We start from the raw sequence: 20267 nt of genomic DNA, 5'->3' as shown, positions 1-20267 counted from the left end.
CTTACAAAATTTGGCGGTCGCTATCAGCTAGAATGCGACGTGCAATGATCAGTCGCATCACTTCGTTGGTTCCCTCAAGAATTTGATGAACGCGCACATCACGAACATGGCGCTCAAGCGGATATTCTTTGATATAGCCGTAGCCACCATGGATTTGTAGTGCTTCATTACACACTTGGAAACCGATATCCGTGGCAAAGCGTTTAGCCATCGCACAATAGGTTGTCTTATCGGGATCATTGTTATCCACTTTCGAAGCAGCTAATCGAACCATTTGACGTGCTGCAACAAGCTCAGTCGCCATGTCCGCCAGTTTAAACTGAAGCGCTTGGAATGCCGCTAACGGTTTACCAAACTGACTGCGTTCGTGCATATACGCAGACGCCGTCTCTAATGCCGCCTGCGCAGTACCTACGGAACAGACCGCGATATTAATACGGCCACCATCAAGTCCCATCATCGCGAACTTGAAGCCCTCACCTTCATCACCCAACAAGTTCTTGGCTGGGATACGCACATCCTCAAAGGTTACCAGCCGGGTAGGTTGAGCGTTCCAACCCATTTTATCTTCTTTTTTGCCATAGCTAATGCCTTTTGCATCGGCTGGCACAACAAAGGCAGAAATACCTTTAGGGCCCGCCTCTCCAGTGCGTGCCATGACCACCATCACATCCGTTGAGCCGGCACCTGAAATAAACATCTTAGAACCGTTGAGAACGTACTCATCGCCTTCTTTTTTAGCGCTGGTGCGTAAGCTCGCTGCATCTGAGCCAGAGCCTGGCTCAGTTAAACAATAAGAACCGAGCTTTTCACCGGTTACTAACTCTGGTACCCACTCGTCGATGACATCTTGTTGACCGAATGAACCAATCATCCAGGTCACCATATTATGAATGGTCATCATAGCAGTCGTGGCTGTACACCCACCCGCTAATTGTTCGAAAATAAGTGCTGAGTCTAAACGACTCATGCCAAAACCACCCGCCTCTTCTGGGGTATACATTCCCATAAAGCCCATCTCACCGGCTTTACGAAAAACCTCGATAGGAAAATGAGCTTCTTCATCCCAGCGCGCTGCGTTAGGTGCAAGTTCTTTATCCGCAAACGCTTTGGCAGTATCGACAAAGGCTTGTTGGTCTTCTGTTAATTCAAAGTTCATGCTAACTACCTTTAACTTATCAATTACTTCAGGTGAATAGACATATTAGGTCCACTCGCCTCAATATCACTCTCAAACCAACGCGCAGTCACGGTTTTGGTTTCGGTGTAGAAGCGGATCGCTTGCTTACCATAAGCATGCAAGTCACCAAAGAATGAACGTTTCCAGCCAGTGAACGAGAAGAACGGCAATGGCACCGGGATAGGAATATTGATACCGACCTGACCGACAGTGACTTCGTGTTGGTATTTGCGCGCTGCCGCACCATTCGAAGTGAAGATTGACGTGCCGTTACCGTACGGGTTGTTGTTCACCAACGTCAGTGCATCGTCTAGGTCCTCGACTTCCATCATACTAAGCACGGGACCAAAGACTTCCTTTTTATAGATATCCATATCAGCGGTGACTTCAGAGAATACCGTTGGACCAACCCAGTTGCCGTCCGGCAAGCCTTCCACGGTGCAACCACGACCATCGACAAGTAGCTTGGCACCTTCATTTTCACCGTCGGTGATCATTTGTTCAATACGCTCTTTAGCTTGTGGACTAATGACAGGTCCGTACGCTGCGTTCTCATCGTTCCAAGCGCCTGGACGAACTTTTGCAATCGCTTCAGCGACTTCAGGGATCCACTCTTTCGCCGCGCCGACAAATACTGCGACTGAAATTGCCATACAACGTTGGCCTGCCGCTCCGACAGAAGCACCGACGAGGTTGTTAATGACTTGCTGCTTGTTAGCATCAGGCATGATGACACAATGGTTTTTAGCGCCCGCGAACGCTTGTACGCGTTTACCGTTCTCAGTACCACGGCGATAAATGTATTCGGCGACAGGTACTGAACCAACAAACGATAACGCATGAATTTCAGGATGGTCTAAAACGAAATCAACTTGGTCTTTACCACCGTGAATCACCTGCAGTACGCCTTTAGGCGCGCCCGCTTGCTCAAATAGCTCAACTAAGCGTGTTGGCGTCAATGGATCTTGTTCTGAAGGCTTTAAGATGAAAGTGTTACCACAGGCAATAGCCATCGGGAACATCCATAATGGGATCATCGCGGGAAAGTTAAACGGCGTGATACCCGCACAAATACCGAGCGGCTGAATGTAGCTGTAAGAGTCGATAGAGCGTGCTACGTTTTCGACCGTCTCACCCATCATCAACGATGGAATGTTCGCGGCTTGCTCAACCACTTCAATGCCGCGCCATACATCACCTTTGGCATCTTCAAAGGTTTTTCCAGTCTCTTGCGCTAAGATTTCTGCAATTTCTTCTTGGTGTTCTTTAAGCAATGCCTGATAGCGCATCATGACACGAGCACGCTCAGAAACAGGCACTTCTTTCCACGTTTTAAAGGCTTCTCGTGCACTCGCAACAGCAGCTTCCATCTCGTCTTGAGTCGCGCATGGAGCTTCAGCAATCACTTCTTGGGTCGCTGGATTGGTTACCGGAATCCAAGACTCAGCTTTTGAAGCGCGAAACTCTCCGTCGATATACAGAGGCACTTTTTTAGACATAACTCACCTTCTTGTTGTGTTATTTTATAAACCAAATTTTCATAATCCTTAAAAGAGACGCATACCGTGCCACTTTTAATTCTTATTACGTTACTCTGGGCGGCAAGCTTCTCGCTCATCGGCGAATACCTTGCCGGCCAAGTTGATGGCTATTGGGTCGTATTTATCCGCATGCTACTGGCTTTGTTTACTATCTTGCCATTATTCAAATGGCGTCAGCTCAAAGCCTATTCGGTTAAAACACTGACCCAACTTGCCGGAATTGGTGCCGTACAAATCGGCTTAATGTACTTGTTTTTGTATCACGCATTTCTTTATTTGAGTGTCGCCGAGGTACTATTGTTCACGATATTCACCCCGCTTTACATTACACTCATCGACGAAATCATTTTAGGGCGCCGCCGCTTACCATTCACTTGGTGGCTCGCAGCCGCCATCTCAGTCTTAGGCGCTGCCATCATTCGTTACCAGGGGCTAAGCGCTGATTTCATTATTGGCTTTGCTTTGATTCAAGCCGCCAATTTATGCTTCGCTGCCGGCCAAGTAGCATACAAACGCTTAGACCTCGGCTCAACGCAAAATCAAATTCAACAATTCGCCGCATTTTTTGCCGGTGCTAGCCTCGTCTCTGGCTTAGGTGTTTTACTGTTTGGCAATCACCAAATGCTACCTACTACACCCTTACAATGGGGCATTTTGTTGTGGCTCGGCATTGTCGCCTCCGGCCTTGGCTATCTCGGCTGGAACCTAGCCAGCAAATGGGTCAATACCGGACAGCTCGCGGCTATGAATAATGCCTTAATTCCCGCTGGGATTCTCGTTAACGTGTTGTTTTGGCAACACGATACCGACTGGTTAAGATGGTTGCTGGGCGCGAGCTTAATTGTTATTGCTGTTATTTTGGCTTCGCGCCAGCAACGTAACCTAAGCCGTTGACTACATCATTTCAACGGCAAGTGCGACGGCTTCACCACCACCAATGCATAGTGAGGTAATACCCCGTTTCTCGCCGCGTTGCTTCAATGCGTGAAGCAAGGTAACCAGCAAACGGGCGCCACTGGCACCAATCGGATGACCCAACGCACACGCACCGCCGTGGACATTAACGCGGTTAGCATCAAGCTTCATTTCGTTGATTGCTAACATGGTGACCATGGCGAACGCTTCGTTGATTTCCCATAAATCGACGTCTTCTTTGCTCCATCCGACTTGGTTCAACAACGCGTCCATCGCGCCAATAGGCGCCACAGTAAACTCAGCAGGCGCCTGAGAATGAGTTGCATGCCCTTTAACGCGAGCAAGCGGTTTCAAACCGCGCTTAGCAGCCTCACTCTCGCGCATCAATACAAGCGCCGCAGCCCCATCCGAGATTGAGCTTGAGTTGGCAGCTGTAATAGTGCCGTCTTTCTTAAACGCTGGACGTAGTTGTGGGATCTTATCAAGTCGTGCTTTACCCGGCTGCTCATCGGTATCTACGGTAACATCACCCTTGCGCGTTGAATAAGTCAACGGCGTAATTTCACCTTTGAAGTAACCTTTTTCAATGGCGGCCTGCGCTTTCTCTAACGAGTTAATCGCGAAGTTATCCATCGCATCGCGATCTAATCCATACTTGTCTGCGGTATCCTGAGCATAACAGCCCATGGCTTTACCTTCGTACGCGTCTTCTAAGCCGTCGAGCATCATGTGGTCAAACAATTGACCATGTCCCATACGGTACCCATTACGGCCTTTGTCAAGTAAGTAAGGCGCACGCGACATACTTTCCATACCGCCTGCCACAACAACATCTGCTGAGCCTGCACGAATTAAGTCCGTTGCAAACATCGCTGCTTTTAAGCCTGAACCACAGACTTTATTAATGGTCGTAGCACCTGTGCTTTGCGGTAAACCGGCATATAACATCGCCTGACGTGCGGGCGCTTGACCTAACCCCGCCGGCAGTACGTTACCCATAATGACCTCAGAAACATCGGTTTCTTTGAGGCCGCTATTTCCTAACGCAGCTTTAATCGCAGTAGCCCCTAAATTAGGCGCACTGACTTCACTCAGGCTACCTTGGAAGCCCCCCATTGCTGTCCGGTTTGCGGCAACAATTACGACCGAATCGTTTGACATCTTTCCTCCAATACCACTTTACGTTAACGTAAACTTCCTCTAAGCTTAGATCTTAGGTCAACTAAAAAGCAAGTCTGATGAGTAACAAAATCACTTATACGATCGGCGAATTGGCAAAACAATTTGACATTACGACCCGTTCTATCCGCTTCTACGAAGACGAAGGGTTGCTGTCGCCTCGTCGTCAAGGTCAACATCGAATTTACAATAATAAAGATCGCGTCCGTCTAAAACTTATTTTACGTGGCAAGCGGTTAGGTTTCTCGTTAGCTGAAACCCGACGTTTATTTGAGTTGTATGACGCAGACAATAGTTCGGCTGCACAGTTAGAAAAGGTACTTGAGTTAATCGCCGAGAAAAAGGCATCACTCAAGCAACAAATGGAAGATATCAACGTATTACTGACTGAGCTCTCGGGTCTTGAGCAACGTTGCCAAGACGAACTTGAGTCAGTGCGAACGACAACCAAGAAAGTAGTCTCATCTCAGGAGTCATTATGATTACGCAATTTAATTCTTTTAACTTTGGCTTAGGCGAAACCGCGGACATGCTGCGTGAAGCAGTCAACGCATTTGCACGCGATGAAATCGCACCTCGTGCAGCTGAAATTGATGAAGCCAATGAGTTTCCAAGTGATTTATGGCGTAAACTCGGTGATATGGGTCTACTTGGTTTGACAGTTGACGAACAGTATGGAGGCTCAGGTATGGGTTACCTTGAACACGTCATCGCGATGGAAGAAATAAGTCGCGCATCAGCCTCTGTCGGCTTAAGTTACGGTGCTCATTCGAACCTGTGCGTTAACCAAATCGCGCGCAACGGCAACGAAGAACAGAAACAAAAATACTTACCTAAGCTCTGTACCGGCGAACATGTAGGCGCGCTCGCGATGAGCGAACCTAATGCGGGCTCGGACGTGGTCAGCATGAAACTGAAAGCCGAGAAGAAAGGCGACAAGTACGTACTAAACGGCAATAAAATGTGGATTACTAACGGTCCCGATGCCGACGTTTTTGTGATTTACGCTAAAACTGACGCCGAAAAGGCCTCGCGTGGTATCACCGCGTTTATCGTTGAGAAAAACACCCCAGGATTTAGCCAAGCCCAAAAGCTCGACAAACTTGGAATGCGCGGCTCAAATACTTGCGAGCTGGTGTTCGAAGATGCCGAGGTACCTGCGGAAAATATTCTCGGCGAACTTAATGGTGGCGTTGAAGTATTGATGAGTGGCTTAGATTACGAGCGCGCTGTACTCGCGGCGGGCCCGTTGGGCATCATGCAAGCGTGTCTAGATACCGTCGTTCCCTATATCCACGATCGTAACCAGTTCGGCAAAGCGATTGGTGAGTTTCAATTGGTACAGGGTAAGGTCGCAGATATGTATACGCGCACTAACGCAGCGCGTGCTTACGTTTACGCGGTGGCGCAATCGTGCGACCGTGGTGAAACCACGCGCAAAGACGCAGCGGGTGCAATACTTTATGCAGCCGAGCTAGCGACTCAACTTGCTCTTGATGCGATTCAATTGCTCGGTGGTAACGGCTACATTAACGAATACCCGACTGGACGTCTGTTACGTGATGCGAAACTTTATGAAATTGGTGCCGGTACATCAGAAATCCGCCGTATGCTGATTGGTCGTGAGTTGTTCAACGAGTCCAAATAAAAGGAGACGCTGTGGCTATTCTTGCAAGCAAAGTCAACACCCGCGACGAGCAGTTCAAAGCGAACTATGAATCGATGCAAGCGGTCGTTGATGACGTGAACGCTAAAGTCGAACAAATTAAACAAGGCGGCGGTCCTAAATATCAAGAGCGTCACTTGTCGCGCGGTAAACTTTTACCGCGCCAACGTATTAATAAACTGCTTGACGCTGGTTCAGCGTTTCTAGAAATCGGTCAGTTCGCTGCATGGGACGTTTACGACGATTACGTACCGGCAGCCGGTGTCGTGGCGGGTATTGGTCGCGTCGAAGGCGTTGAGTGCATGATCGTTGCTAACGACGCAACGGTAAAAGGCGGTACTTATTATCCCTTAACCGTTAAGAAGCATCTGCGCGCGCAAGAAATTGCCGAACGATGCCATTTGCCGTGTATTTATTTAGTCGACTCGGGCGGTGCCAACCTACCTCGTCAAGATGACGTATTCCCTGATAAAGATCACTTTGGTCGCATCTTCTTTAATCAAGCCAACATGTCAGCTAAGGGCATTCCGCAGATCGCGGTTGTCATGGGTCTATGTACAGCTGGCGGTGCTTATGTACCTGCCATGGCCGACGAGAGCGTGATTGTAAAAGAGCAAGGCACTATTTTTCTTGCCGGTCCGCCGTTAGTTAAAGCGGCAACGGGCGAGGAAGTCAGCGCCGAAGAACTCGGTGGTGCCGATGTACACACGCGGGTTTCTGGTGTTGCCGATCACTTTGCCCATAATGACGAGCATGCTTTGGCATTAGCGCGCCGTTCAGTGGCACGATTAAACCGCCCCGCACCCACTCAGTTAGATCAACGCGAAAGCAAGCCGCCGCGTTATGATGCAAAAGAACTCTATGGCATCGTTGGCACCGATTTACGTAAGCCTTACGATGTTCACGAAGTGATTGCGCGTGTCGTGGATGACTCTGATTTTGATGAGTTTAAAGCGAACTATGGCACCACGCTGGTGACGGGCTTTGCGCGTATTCACGGGTATCCCGTCGGGATCGTGGCAAATAACGGTATTTTATTCTCTGAAAGTGCACAAAAAGGTGCTCATTTCATTGAATTGTGCGCGCAGCGTAAAATTCCTCTCGTGTTCTTGCAAAACATCACCGGTTTTATGGTCGGTAAAAAATATGAAGCCGAGGGTATCGCTAAGCACGGCGCTAAAATGGTAATGGCTGTATCCTGCGCCAAAGTACCTAAGTTCACCGTGCTCATTGGCGGGAGCTATGGTGCAGGTAACTACGGCATGTGCGGACGAGCCTACGATCCGACCCTGATGTTTATGTGGCCAAACGCACGTATTTCGGTAATGGGTGGTGAACAGGCCGCCGGTGTAATGGCTCAAGTCACCAAGGACAATCTTGCGCGTAAAGGCGAAAAACTGAGTGCGGAAGATGAAGCCAAGCTGAAACAACCGATTGTTGAACAATACGAGAAGCAAGGTCACCCCTACTATGCTTCGGGCCGTTTATGGGATGACGGTATTATCGACCCTGCACAAACCCGCGATGTGCTGGGCCTTAGCATTGCCGCTTCACTTAACGCACCGATTGAAGACAGCCAATTCGGCGTATTCCGGATGTAAGGAGAGCAATCATGAGTGAATACACTGAATTTTCTATCGATTCTCGTGGTGTCGCATGGCTTACCCTGAATCGTCCAGAAGTGCACAATGCCTTCGACGATAAAATGATCGCTGAGCTCGTTGCCGCATTAACTGAAGTTGAGGAGTCTGAACAGGCGCGCGTTTTAGTATTGCGTTCCAATGGCAAAAACTTTTCCGCGGGCGCCGACTTAAACTGGATGCGCTCCATGGCGGATAAGGATTATCAAGAAAATATCGATGATGCCGCTGGTCTCGATCGCTTAATGAGCCAACTTGATCAGTTAAGCAAACCCACCATCGCACTCGTGCAAGGCGCTGCGTTTGGTGGCGCTGTTGGCTTAGCCGCCTGTTGCGACATGGTTTTAGCACTACCCAAAAGCAGTTTTTGCCTGAGCGAAGTCAAAATCGGCCTCATCCCCGCAGTGATAAGCCCTTATGTCGTACGTGTTATGGGTGAGCGCCAAGCGCGTCGTTATATGCTGACCGCCGAACGTTTCTTTGCCGAAAAAGCCTTGCAAGCAGGATTAGTCACTGAAATTGTTGAAGAATTTGAAGACACCTTGCCATCACTTCTTGAGGCACTATTAAACAATTCACCACAAGCCTTGGGCGCGTGTAAACGCCTTATTCGTGGCGTTGCACACCAACCCACTAGTGACCCGGTGCGCCGATTTACTATCGAGGAAATTGCAAAAATTCGCGTATCAGATGAAGGTCAAGAAGGCCTCACTGCATTTCTAGAAAAACGCGCGCCGCAGTGGCAAAGCAAAAGTTAACGGGATTATTTATGATTCAATCACTTCTTATTGCAAACCGTGGTGAAATCGCTTGCCGTGTTATCGAAACGGCACGCCAAATGGGTATCCGCACCATTGCGGTATACTCGGCTGCGGACGCACAGGCACGGCATACGCAACTTGCTGACGAAGCCTATTACATTGGTCCGGCACCGAGCAACGAAAGTTACTTAAAAGCAGACACGATTATCAACGTCGCAAAATCTGCCGGTGCCGATGCTATCCATCCAGGTTACGGTTTTTTATCTGAGAATGAATCGTTTGCTGAACTCTGTCAGCAGAATGATATTATTTTTGTCGGTCCACCGGTTTCGGCGATTGCTGCAATGGGGTCTAAAAGTGCCGCTAAAGCCATTATGGAAGAAGCGGGTGTACCTTTAGTTCCTGGTTATCATGGTAGCGAACAAGACGAAGACACACTATTTGCCAAAGCGAAAGAGGTTGGCTTCCCACTGCTTTTAAAAGCCGCTTATGGCGGTGGTGGTAAAGGTATGCGCGTGGTCGAATCGGAGCAGGATTTTAAATCTGCACTGAGTTCGGCAAAACGTGAAGCGAAATCATCGTTTGGCAATGACAAAATCTTGTTTGAGCGCTTTATCCGTAATCCACGCCACGTAGAGATCCAAGTATTCTGCGACCAGCATGGCAACGCGGTATACCTTGCAGAACGAGATTGTTCGGTACAACGCCGTCACCAAAAAGTCATTGAAGAGGCGCCTGCGCCGGCGCTATCGGAAACAACCCGTCAAGCGATGGGTGAAGCTGCCGTCAAAGCAGCAAAAGCTATTGACTACGTGGGTGCAGGCACGGTTGAGTTTTTATACGACGCCAGTGGCGAGTTTTTCTTCATGGAAATGAATACTCGCTTACAAGTCGAACACCCCGTAACAGAGATGATTACCGGCTTAGACTTAGTCGAATGGCAGCTCATGGTCGCCTCTGGGGACAGCTTACCGTTGACGCAAGACGCCGTCACCGTTAACGGTCATGCTTTCGAAGCGCGTATTTATGCGGAAGACCCTGCCAACGACTTTTTACCGAGCACGGGCACGATCCGTCACCTTCGTACCCCAGCAGTCAATGCCGGCGTGCGTATCGATACGGGTGTCGAGCAAGGTGATGAAATCTCGAGTTTCTACGATCCGATGATCGCCAAATTGATTGTTTGGGATACTGACCGAGATCGCGCCTTACTGAAGTTACAACGCGCTTTGAAGCAGTACCGTGTGACGGGCTTGCATACAAATATTGAGTTTTTACACCGGTTAGCAAGCCATCCAGCATTTATGCGCATGGATCTCACGACTGAATTTATCCAGCAGTATGAACAATCGTTATTCCCAGAGTCGACCCAAGATCTTAATTGGGTACGCACTGAAGCGGCAGTATTTGATGTATTACAACGTCAAACGCAAATCAACACCAACAATAGTCCGTGGGATCGTGCTGATGCACTGCGCTTGAATGAAGCCGCCGTGCACGTGGTTGAATTCAGTGACGGCGAAGAACTGAATCGTGTTGAGCTCGAGCAAACAGATAATGGCTTTAGCGTGACAATTGGCGAAGAGCGCTTTGCCATCCAAGCGAGTATCCGAGATGATCAGCTCAACGTTGTTGTGAACGGTCATCGCTATCAGCGCTACATTGCGACCAGTGATGACACACTCACTGTATTTACCGAGCAAGGTCCAGTGACACTGCATCGCCATAAGGTGGCTGATACCTTGGTCGATGACAACGCCGGTGGAGGCCTGGTCGCGCCGATGAATGGCACAATCACAGATGTTTTGGTCAGCAAAGGCGACCACGTTGAGAAAGACCAAGCCCTTGTCATCATGGAAGCAATGAAGATGGAGTACACCATTAAAGCGCATTGCGCAGGTGAAGTAACTGACGTATTTTTTGCCTCGGGTGACTTAGTGAGTGATGGTGACGAACTCGTTGCTATTGCCGAGAAGGAGTAAGCATGTTTAAACGCAGCGCTATGCCGGATGAAGTTAATATCGTCGAAGTCGGTCCACGCGATGGCTTACAAAATGAAGTGGCGGTTCCGACCGCCGCTAAAATAGAGCTGATTAATGCCCTGTCTAAAACGGGCCTAAAATATATAGAAAGCGCTAGTTTTGTCAGCCCGAAGTGGGTGCCACAGATGGCCGACAGTGGCGAGATCATGGAACAGATAGAACGTCACTCTGGGATTACTTACTCCGCTCTGACACCCAATCTAAAAGGATTGGAGAACGCGCTCGCGGTGAATACTGATGAGGTTGCCGTTTTTGGTGCCGCATCAGAACAATTTAGTCAGCGTAATATCAACTGTTCTATCGACGAGTCACTGGAACGCTTTCGTCCGGTAATCAGCCAAGCACGACAAGCGAATGTACGCGTACGCGGCTACGTCTCGTGTGTTCTAGGCTGTCCTTACCAAGGCGATGTACCACTCAAAGATGTCGCACATGTAGCGCAGCAATTGATCGAAATGGGCTGTTACGAAGTGTCCCTTGGCGACACGATTGGTGTGGGTACACCGCTACAAGCGGCTGAAATGGTCAAGGCTGTACTTGAGGTGGTGCCGGCCAACCAGTTGGCATTGCACTTCCACAATACCTACGGGCAGGCTTTAGCAAATATTCTTGCCTGTTTGGAACTCGGGGTGAATACCGTTGATAGTGCGGTGGCAGGCTTAGGCGGTTGCCCGTATGCAAAAGGCGCCAGCGGTAATGTAGCGACCGAAGATGTGGTATACATGTTAAACGGAATGGGCATTAAGACGGGCGTCGAGCTTGATGCACTCGTCCGTGCAGGTGCTGATATTTGTCAACACCTTGGGCATGGCCCTCGCTCTCAAGTAGCACTCGCAGAATTGGCAAAAAAAGGATAATTAACATGGCAGCAGAACGACTTTGGCAACCCAGTGCGGATCAAATCGCTGAAGCGCGCATGAGCGATTTCCTGCAACAGATAAACGTGCATAATGACGCGGGTCTTGCGAATTATCACGAACTCTATCAGTGGTCGATTGATAACAACGAAGCATTTTGGTCGCTGATTTGGGATTACTTTGATGTGATTGGCGAAAAAGGCGACGTCATTGTTCAAGATAAAGACAAGCTTCCGGGTGCCAAGTGGTTTCCAGAGGCTGAGTTAAACTTTGCGGAAAACCTACTGCGCCATAAAGATAACCACAGCGCACTGGTATTTCGCGGCGAGAACGGTGAGCGCCAAGAGCTCAGCTATGAAGCACTCTACTTGCAAGTTGCTCGTGCTGCACATGCACTAAAAACGCAGGGTGTATCGAGTGGCGATCGTGTCGCAGGAATGATGCCCAATTGCATTGAAACCATCGTAATGATGCTTGCCACAACGAGCTTGGGTGCAATTTGGTCATCCTGTTCACCGGATTTTGGTGTGCAAGGTGTACTCGACCGTTTTGGCCAGATTGAACCGAAAGTCCTGATGACAGTCGATGGCTACTTTTATAACCAAAAGAATCTCAATATAAAGGATAAAGTAAGCGAAATTGCAGACAACTTGCCGACTGTTGAGCATTTGGTACTTGTTAACTTTAGCGGTCAGTCAGAGGTGGTCGATGACGCTCGCATGGTGCGTTACGAGGACTTCCTAGACAATGATGCTAGCGATATTGATTTTGTAAGAAAGCCGTTCAATCATCCGATCTATATTATGTTTTCTTCAGGCACCACAGGCGTGCCTAAATGTATTGTTCACGGTGCAGGCGGCACGTTATTGCAACATTGCAAAGAACACGGCTTGCATACTGACTTAGGTCGTGAAGATACGCTGTTCTACTTTACAACCTGTGGCTGGATGATGTGGAACTGGTTGGTCAGTGGGCTCGCGTTAGGTGCTAAGTTAGTCTTGTTTGATGGTTCACCATTCGCTCCTAAACCGGAAGTGCTTTGGGATATTGCCGATGAAGAGCGCATCAGCGTGTTCGGTACCAGTGCAAAATATTTATCTGCGCTAGAAAAAGCCGATGTCAAACCGCGTAAATCTCACGAGCTAAAAGCATTGCGGAGCATATTGACCACAGGCTCAGTCTTGCCTCCAGAAAGTTTTGACTACGTCTACCGTGATATTAAAACTGACCTCTGCTTATCATCAATTTCAGGTGGAACCGACATTGTTTCGTGCTTCGCCCTAGGCTGCCCTATCCTGCCGGTTTATCGCGGTGAGTTACAATGTCGAGGACTCGGTTTAGCGGTCAATGTGTACAATGATCAAGGCGAAGCTGTTAAACAACAAAAAGGCGAGTTGGTGTGCGAGAATTCATTTCCCAATATGCCCGTTGGGTTCTGGGGTGATGACGATGGCCAACGCTATTTTAACGCCTACTTTGCACGCTTCGATAACATCTGGGCACACGGCGACTTTGCCGAGTTAACCGAACATGACGGCGTTATTATTTACGGTCGGTCGGATGCAGTACTTAACCCAGGTGGTGTGCGTATTGGCACAGCGGAGATTTACCGCCAAGTTGAGAAGGTGGACGTCGTCCTAGAGAGTATTGCTATCGGTCAACAATGGGATGACGATGAGCGCGTGGTACTATTCGTGCGTCTCCGTGAGGGCGTGCAACTTGACGACGCCTTAGTAAAAACCATCAAGCAAACGATTCGTGCAAACGCTACCCCTAGACACGTGCCTGCGGTTATATTACAAGTGAACGATATTCCAAGAACCATTAGTGGTAAGATCGTTGAACTTGCGGTTCGTAATGTTGTGCACGGACAACCTGTGCAAAATACCGATGCGTTGGCGAACCCCGATGCCTTGAACGAGTTTAAGGATCGTCCAGAGCTCAGTCGTTAAGAGAGTCTAATTCATGCGTTTAAAGCTTTTTGCGGGTGCCAAGCAAGCCGTTATTACCATAGTAACAGGGGTCTTAATCTCAATCATCGCGTTCTCCTATGTACGCTATCTAGAGAATATAGATGCACGCGAGGCACTTGAAAACGAAGCTTATAATATTCAGCGCGAAGTTCGACAAAACTTGGTGGCGCACTTATACGCCACTGAGTTGTTCGCACGTGAGTTAAAGCAGAGTAAACAAGAGCTCGATGATAGATGGAACGACGATGCGAATATTATCTCACTCTATTATCAAAGTATCACCGCGATGGTGTGGTTATCCCCCGATTTAGTCATTCAAAAATACTATCCGCCCGATCGTCAAGCTCAATTATTAGGCACGCCTTTCAAAGGTTCTGAACTGACAACGACACTCCTGAAGTCTGAGGGTAATCAGCATGCGATGATAGGTAGTGCCGGTAACTTAGGGCGAATCGGTAGCGACATTGTTATGTTTTCGCGCATCGAAAATGCCTCGCGCCAAGGCTTTTTAGGATTGATCATTAGTCTGCAAGATTTATTAAATAATGTCATTCGGCAGAATATTTCTGAAGGTTATCAAGTAGCTATTAGTCGCGACGGTCAGACGCTCTATCAGTTTGCCGGTGACGTCACCTTGCGAGACCAATGGGCCGTTAGCCGTACCCTTCAGCTGCTAGGCTCACAATGGCAACTGCATGTGTGGATGACGCCCGCACGGCTTGCAGAGGAACGACAAGGGCTTGCCCTCACCTTGTTATTTACCGGGTTATTCATCACGGCGATGCTGACCTTGGTGTTCTATATTGTTGCTCAAAGCCGATACAAAGCCCAGCAACTCGCAGATGCGAACATCGAACTTTATTCAGAAATCGACGAGCGAGAGCGCGTTGAAAAAGAAATCGCATATCTTGCTGAACACGACGCACTGACGCGTCTTATAAACCGCAATGCGTTAATGCGAATTCTTTCCGAATGGCTCGCTGATGACGCCAAGAACGGCCTTACTGCAATATTATTTATTGATTTGGATCGCTTTAAAGAAGTCAATGACGCGCTCGGTCATACCGTTGGCGATGAACTGATCAAGCGGGTAGCTCGCCGCATCAAAAAGCTTGCGCCCAATGAAGCTGTGTTGGCTCGTTCGGGCGGGGACGAGTTTCTATTAGCCGTACCTCACTCGACATCCCGTGAGCACATCTTGACGCTTGCCGATCAATTATTGCAAGCACTCGACGCCCATTTCTATGTCGATGAATACGAGCTATTCATTAGTGCATCCATTGGCATCGCATTCGCTGAAGATGCGGACAATAATCCCGAGTATTTAATTCGAAATGCTGATACGGCTCTTTATCAAGCAAAAGATAATGGCCGCAACACCTATCACATATATAGCCAAGCAGTGCATCGCGATTTGGCAAAAAAATTAGAAATGGTCAAACAGCTACGTCATGCAGTAGAGCAAGAGGCTTTAGAAGTTTATTATCAGCCGAAAGTAGAGTTACTTGGCCACCGAATTACAGGCCTTGAGGCGCTCGTACGTTGGGTAAAAGATGATGGTACAGTGATTGGCCCTGACCAATTTATTCCTATCGCCGAGGATACAGGCTTAATTATACCACTATCCGAATACGTCATGCGGACCGCCTGTAACCAACTTAAACGGTGGCACGAAATGGGCTTCAATGATCTCACAATGGCAATCAATATCTCGGGTAAGCAGTTACATCTGCCTGACTTAGTTGACACCATTGTTGATAATGTAAGCGAAGCACGACTATCACCTAAATGTATTGAGTTAGAACTCACGGAACAAGTGTTTATCGAAAATATACAATCGCACACCAACTTTATGCACTCCGTGCGTGAACATGGTATGTCGCTTGCTATCGATGATTTTGGCGTCGGCTATTCGTCGTTGTCTTACCTGAAAAACTTTCCAGTGACTTCGCTCAAGATTGATCGCTCATTCGTGCGCGATCTGCCAGACAACGAAGACGATGCAGTTATCGTTCAAACCATTATAAACTTAGCGAAGAACCTAAATATTCAATTAGTCGCTGAGGGTATTGAAACCAGCGAGCAAGTCGAATTTTTATTAAGTAGAGACTGTGGCATAGGACAAGGCTACTTATTCAGCCGACCAGTCCCCGCAGACGAAATTACACAGCTATTGCAAAACTATCATGGCCTGATGCCGATTGATATCAGCTCATGATTATGGAGGTTAACGTGGAACGCGAAAGTATGGACTTTGACGTTGTCATCGTGGGCGCCGGTCCATCTGGGCTGGCGGCAGCATGTCGACTAGGGCAACTTGCTCAAGAGAATGAGCAAGAACTGATGATTTGTGTGGTTGAAAAAGGTGCTGATATTGGTGCTCACATATTGTCAGGCGCCGTATTTGAGCCGCGCGCAATGAACGAACTCTTCCCAGATTGGAAGGAGCGCGGTGCGCCGCTCAATACAGCCGTCACAGAGGATGAAATACTGCTATTAAACGATGCGCAAAATAGTCGTAAATTACCGCATATTGCAGTACCGAAAACCTTCCATAACGAAGGTAATTACATCGTTAGCATGGGTAACATTTGCCGTTGGTTAGCGGAGCAAGCTGAAAGCCTAGGTATCGAAATTTTTCCGGGATTTGCCGCAAGTGAGTTAATTAAAAACGAAGACGGTAGTATTGGCGGTGTTATCACTGGCGATATGGGCGTTGCAAAAGATGGCTCAGAAAAAGATGGCTACATGCCAGGCATGGAGTTGCGTGCAAAATACACGCTTTTTGCTGAGGGCTGTCGTGGTCATTTAGGCAAACAATTATTGCAACAATTTCAACTCGATAAAGACGCGACTCCACAACATTTCGGTATCGGCTTTAAAGAAATCTGGGATATTCCGGCTGAACAACACAAACCGGGTAAAGTTGTACATACCGCAGGCTGGCCTCTTAATGACAACGGTTCAGGAGGGGGGTATTTATATCATGCCGATGATGGTCAGGTGTATGTCGGTTTAATTATCGACTTGAACTATAAGAATCCTTATCTCAACCCATTCCAAGAGTTTCAGCGATTCAAAACCCACCCTGCGATTAAAGCGGTATTAGAAAATGGTAAGCGTGTGACATACGGCGCACGAGCGATCGCTAAAGGTGGTTATTATTCATTACCTAAGATGACTTTCCCAGGCGGAATTCTATTAGGTTGTAATGCCGGCACGCTGAACTTTTCTAAGATAAAAGGTAATCACACGGCGATGAAGTCTGGCATGCTTGCGGCAGAAACTGTATTTAACGCGCTCGCTGAGGGCAAGCAGCATGATGACTTGGAAGTCTATAAAAGCGCATTTGAGAAGTCATGGGTATTTGATGAGTTGTACCGCTCACGTAATTTCGGTGGCGCAGTTCACAAATTAGGCACGGTACTAGGTGGTGCTTACAATACGCTTGACCAAAACTATTTTGGTGGCAAATTACCATTTAAATTTAAAGAGTGGACACCCGACTATAAATGCACGGAAAAGGCAAGTCATTATCAGCCGATAGATTATCCTAAGCCAGATAATAAATTGACGTTTGATCGTTTGTCGTCGGTTTTCTTATCCAATACTAACCATGCTGAAGATCAGCCGTGCCACTTGAAATTAAAAGATGCGGATATTCCCCTAACTGTCAACTTACCTGAATACGCTGAGCCTGCACAACGTTATTGCCCAGCGGGGGTTTACGAAGTCGTAGAAGAAGATGGTAAAGATGTGTTTAAGATTAATGCACAAAACTGCATCCATTGTAAAACCTGCGATATCAAAGATCCGAGTCAAAATATTACTTGGGTAGTCCCTGAGGGGGGTGGCGGCCCGACTTACCCCAATATGTAATTCAATTGAAAAAAAAGCGAGCTTAGCTCGCTTTTTTTATGTTTATAAATAAACAGCTAATCCAATTGTAATATATCTCGTATTTAGCATTTACTTATAGAATTACCAGTGAGAATTGTTTTATAAACACTGCACCCATTACTTAATTATCGGAGATGAATCCATGAGCGAGTTTATTAATATAATTTCACACGAACGTCGTTTGAACGCAGCCCTTAAAGAATTAGATTTAAACGAGCTATATGACATTCAAAAGAAACTCTCAAATGTAATCAGCAAGCGTGAAGAAGACGCACTCGAACAAGAAAAAGCACTTGAAGAAAAACGTCAGAAAGTCGCCGAACTTAAGCGCAACATGCAAGAAGCCGGCATTGATATTTCTGACATTTTAGAAGATGAAATTGGTGGTGATAAACTTGTATCGCCAAAACGTAAGCGCGCACCTAAACCCCCTAAGTATGAATTTAAAGACGAAAACGGCGAGTTAAAAACTTGGACAGGTCAGGGGCGTATGCCTAAAGCACTACAAAACGCGTTGGACAACGGTCGTGCACTTGAAGAGTTTTTGATAAAGTAGTGAAAAGTATTTAATTGGAGAATGTCATTGGGGATTCGAATACTCTTAGCAGTTGTGTTTTGCAGTGCATTGATGGCTGGATGTTCAACTGGTAACCAATATGGTTCACAAGAATCTGCTCTAAGAGCCCTCAATGTCGTCCCCAACGAAGTTGAGCTGCATGACCAGCAGCTCAACCCGAATCGCCATAAGATCTTGAGTGTTGTTACTGGAGATAGTTGCCAAGCCACCTTTCGTGGCGCCCCCGCTTCAACTCTAGATGCTCAACAAGCACTTCGTAACGATGCAGCACGTTTCAATGCGACAGATGTATTCGCTGTACAGTGCTTTAATATTCCGACAGATTCAAGCGCTCGGTGTTACACTCAAGTCAGTTGCGTTGGCAAGGCGACAGTACCAAAGCAGTAACTGTCGCCACGCCAATACGTTAATTCAATTCCACAAAATCTAAGGTAATATCGCCTACTCCGACTTCCGCTTTAATGCGATATTCACCCGAACTCGTCAACTCACTCTCTGAGGTCATTAATACGCGCTCTCGATTCGAGTTTCCACGCACCGAACCGCGGATACGGGTGTCACCAATGCCGGCTTCGGCTTTTACTCGCTCTACGTCACTACCGTGCAATACTAAGTCAATCTCACCCACGCCCACTTCAAAAGAGGCATTAGTGGTATACAGTTCACCAGACATCTCACCCACACCAAGCTCTGCATCAACACCTTTCATTTTGGGTAAGGTAATACACCAAGTAACTTCAACCTCTTCGTCATCCGGTTCAATACTTAATTCTAATTCATTACCGTGTTGATCGGCCTCTAAGTGCACGCTGTTAATATCACCACCACCATAGAAAAAACTATCATCATTGGCCTCTATAACGAGCTCAACTTCGACAACCTGTGAGTTTATATCGCCTTTCACGAATTCAACTGTTCCGACGGCTGCTTCAACACTCAGCTCTGTATCTGAAGACACGTTGAATGTATGTGAACGCTTAACAACGTCTTGCGCACAAGCTGCTGAAGTCACGGTCAAACCACCGACTAAAAAAATTGCTATGGGCCATACTTTATTTTTCATCATGTTGCTTTCCTTTCTATGTTATTTTTGTAGCTGACGCTCCAAACATCGTGAACAGGTCAAACTAAACAGTTATGTTGTAGTAAAGATTTAGCAAAGCGTGTGCCAAAGTTATTTTTTCTTTTAAATACAGAAACTTAGATAAATTTTTATAGCTTTAGTGCAATGCTTCTATTTTTTCCAACCACCAAAATTTAGTTAAATCCGCTAACAGTTAAGATAAATGACAAACAACCTAATGCCCCAAACCATCGCTCATATACACACACCTTTTCCTGAAAAGTTTTCTGTACCGCGCCAACCAGGACTCGCTACCCACGTTCAGGGCATCATCAAGCCTTGCGGTGATTACGATTATCCCGCAGCGTTCAGCGGAATCGAGCAACACAGTCATCTTTGGTTAGTGTTCCAGTTTCATCACAACAAAGACTCACAGTGGCAGGCACAAGTGAGACCACCGCGACTTGGAGGAAACCAAAAAGTCGGCGTATTTGCCACCCGCTCACCGTTTAGACCCAACAACATCGGTTTGTCGGCGGTTAAATTATTAGCGGTTAATAATGAACCGTACTTTCATTTAGTCGTCGCCGGTGCCGATTTAGTTGACGGCACTCCCTTAATTGATATCAAGCCTTATATTCCGTATTGTGACAAAATAGACGACGCCAGCAGTTCGCTCGCACCCGAAGCACCTAGCGCCAGCTTAGCGGTCTTTTTTGCTCGCGATGCGGCACATTTCATAAAGCAGCAAAAAGAGCTTTATCCGCAGCTTGAGTCGTTAATTGTTGAATTGCTTAGCTTTGATGTGCGTCCCGCCTACAAAAAGAACAAAACTGACAATAAAACCTACGCAAGTCGCCTATATGATTTAGATATAAAGTGGCGAGTTGTGGACAACGAAGTGACCGTAGAAAAAATTGTCCGCTATTGTCCGTAAAAGGCTTTGTCGCTTGCAGATAGGCTGTTAAACTTC

General features: G+C 47.4%; 17 protein-coding genes. 13 read left to right on the top strand and 4 right to left on the bottom strand.

Going from position 1 to position 20267, the window contains the following annotated elements; translation table 11 throughout:
* Position 1 precedes the first annotated feature (1 nt).
* Positions 2-1159: an acyl-CoA dehydrogenase family protein gene (locus tag AWU56_RS03435; RefSeq protein ID WP_006955273.1), complete on the bottom strand. Its 1158-nt coding sequence runs from the start codon at positions 1157-1159 to the stop codon at positions 2-4.
* A gap of 23 nt (positions 1160-1182) precedes the next feature.
* Positions 1183-2679, bottom strand: coding sequence for a CoA-acylating methylmalonate-semialdehyde dehydrogenase (locus AWU56_RS03430; RefSeq protein WP_286681765.1), 1497 nt, complete (start codon positions 2677-2679; stop codon positions 1183-1185).
* A gap of 66 nt (positions 2680-2745) precedes the next feature.
* Between AWU56_RS03430 and AWU56_RS03425 the strand changes: the two genes are divergently transcribed.
* The gene (locus tag AWU56_RS03425) at positions 2746-3615 is read left to right on the top strand and encodes an EamA family transporter (RefSeq protein ID WP_286681764.1); all 870 of its coding nucleotides are present in this window, start codon (positions 2746-2748) and stop codon (positions 3613-3615) included.
* On the opposite strand, the gene AWU56_RS03420 is transcribed toward AWU56_RS03425, so the two are convergent.
* Positions 3616-4797 (bottom strand): thiolase family protein, encoded by a 1182-nt coding sequence (locus AWU56_RS03420; protein ID WP_006955270.1) that lies wholly within the window; start codon positions 4795-4797, stop codon positions 3616-3618.
* A 77-nt stretch (positions 4798-4874) separates the two neighbouring features.
* On the opposite strand from AWU56_RS03420, the gene AWU56_RS03415 reads away from it, so the two are divergent.
* The 11 genes from AWU56_RS03415 to rcsF all read left to right on the top strand — a co-directional run bounded on the left by AWU56_RS03415 (position 4875) and on the right by rcsF (position 18618).
* Positions 4875-5297 (top strand): MerR family transcriptional regulator, encoded by a 423-nt coding sequence (locus tag AWU56_RS03415; RefSeq protein WP_006955269.1) that lies wholly within the window; start codon positions 4875-4877, stop codon positions 5295-5297.
* The gene (locus AWU56_RS03410) at positions 5294-6463 is read left to right on the top strand and encodes an isovaleryl-CoA dehydrogenase (RefSeq protein ID WP_286681763.1); all 1170 of its coding nucleotides are present in this window, start codon (positions 5294-5296) and stop codon (positions 6461-6463) included. The genes AWU56_RS03415 and AWU56_RS03410 overlap by 4 nt, the downstream gene beginning before the upstream one ends.
* Before the next feature lie 11 nt (positions 6464-6474).
* Entirely contained in the window at positions 6475-8082 is a 1608-nt protein-coding gene (locus AWU56_RS03405; RefSeq protein WP_286681762.1) for a carboxyl transferase domain-containing protein, read from the top strand.
* Between the two features lie 11 nt (positions 8083-8093).
* Positions 8094-8879, top strand: coding sequence for an enoyl-CoA hydratase/isomerase family protein (locus AWU56_RS03400; protein ID WP_286681761.1), 786 nt, complete (start codon positions 8094-8096; stop codon positions 8877-8879).
* An 11-nt stretch (positions 8880-8890) separates the two neighbouring features.
* Positions 8891-10864, top strand: coding sequence for an acetyl-CoA carboxylase biotin carboxylase subunit (locus tag AWU56_RS03395; RefSeq protein WP_286681760.1), 1974 nt, complete (start codon positions 8891-8893; stop codon positions 10862-10864).
* A 2-nt stretch (positions 10865-10866) separates the two neighbouring features.
* Entirely contained in the window at positions 10867-11781 is a 915-nt protein-coding gene (locus AWU56_RS03390; protein WP_286681759.1) for a hydroxymethylglutaryl-CoA lyase, read from the top strand.
* A gap of 5 nt (positions 11782-11786) precedes the next feature.
* The gene (locus AWU56_RS03385) at positions 11787-13733 is read left to right on the top strand and encodes an acetoacetate--CoA ligase (protein ID WP_286681758.1); all 1947 of its coding nucleotides are present in this window, start codon (positions 11787-11789) and stop codon (positions 13731-13733) included.
* A 13-nt stretch (positions 13734-13746) separates the two neighbouring features.
* Complete coding sequence (locus AWU56_RS03380) at positions 13747-15972, top strand: putative bifunctional diguanylate cyclase/phosphodiesterase (RefSeq protein ID WP_006955262.1); 2226 nt, start codon at positions 13747-13749, stop codon at positions 15970-15972.
* A gap of 14 nt (positions 15973-15986) precedes the next feature.
* A complete protein-coding gene (locus tag AWU56_RS03375) occupies positions 15987-17633 on the top strand; it encodes an electron transfer flavoprotein-ubiquinone oxidoreductase (RefSeq protein ID WP_040487827.1) in 1647 nt (548 codons plus the stop codon).
* A 163-nt stretch (positions 17634-17796) separates the two neighbouring features.
* Positions 17797-18210 (top strand): H-NS histone family protein, encoded by a 414-nt coding sequence (locus tag AWU56_RS03370; RefSeq protein WP_006955260.1) that lies wholly within the window; start codon positions 17797-17799, stop codon positions 18208-18210.
* 72 nt (positions 18211-18282) lie between these two features.
* On the top strand, positions 18283-18618 hold the full coding sequence (rcsF, locus tag AWU56_RS03365) for an Rcs stress response system protein RcsF (RefSeq protein ID WP_006955259.1): 336 nt from the start codon (positions 18283-18285) through the stop codon (positions 18616-18618).
* Between the two features lie 19 nt (positions 18619-18637).
* Here rcsF and AWU56_RS03360 read toward each other — a convergent pair whose 3' ends face one another.
* Entirely contained in the window at positions 18638-19297 is a 660-nt protein-coding gene (locus AWU56_RS03360; protein ID WP_286681757.1) for a hypothetical protein, read from the bottom strand.
* A 220-nt stretch (positions 19298-19517) separates the two neighbouring features.
* Between AWU56_RS03360 and tsaA the strand changes: the two genes are divergently transcribed.
* Positions 19518-20231 carry a tRNA (N6-threonylcarbamoyladenosine(37)-N6)-methyltransferase TrmO gene (gene tsaA / locus AWU56_RS03355; protein ID WP_286681756.1) on the top strand — a complete coding sequence of 238 codons (714 nt, stop codon included), beginning with the start codon at positions 19518-19520 and terminating at the stop codon, positions 20229-20231.
* The last annotated feature ends 36 nt before the right edge of the window (positions 20232-20267 follow it).

Origin of the sequence: Idiomarina sp. T82-3, from assembly GCF_001577655.1 — a bacterium.
In the GTDB taxonomy this organism is placed as follows: domain Bacteria; phylum Pseudomonadota; class Gammaproteobacteria; order Enterobacterales; family Alteromonadaceae; genus Idiomarina; species Idiomarina baltica.
The sequence above is the reverse complement of the archived record's forward strand: the minus strand, read 5'-3'. Positions and strand labels throughout refer to the sequence as shown.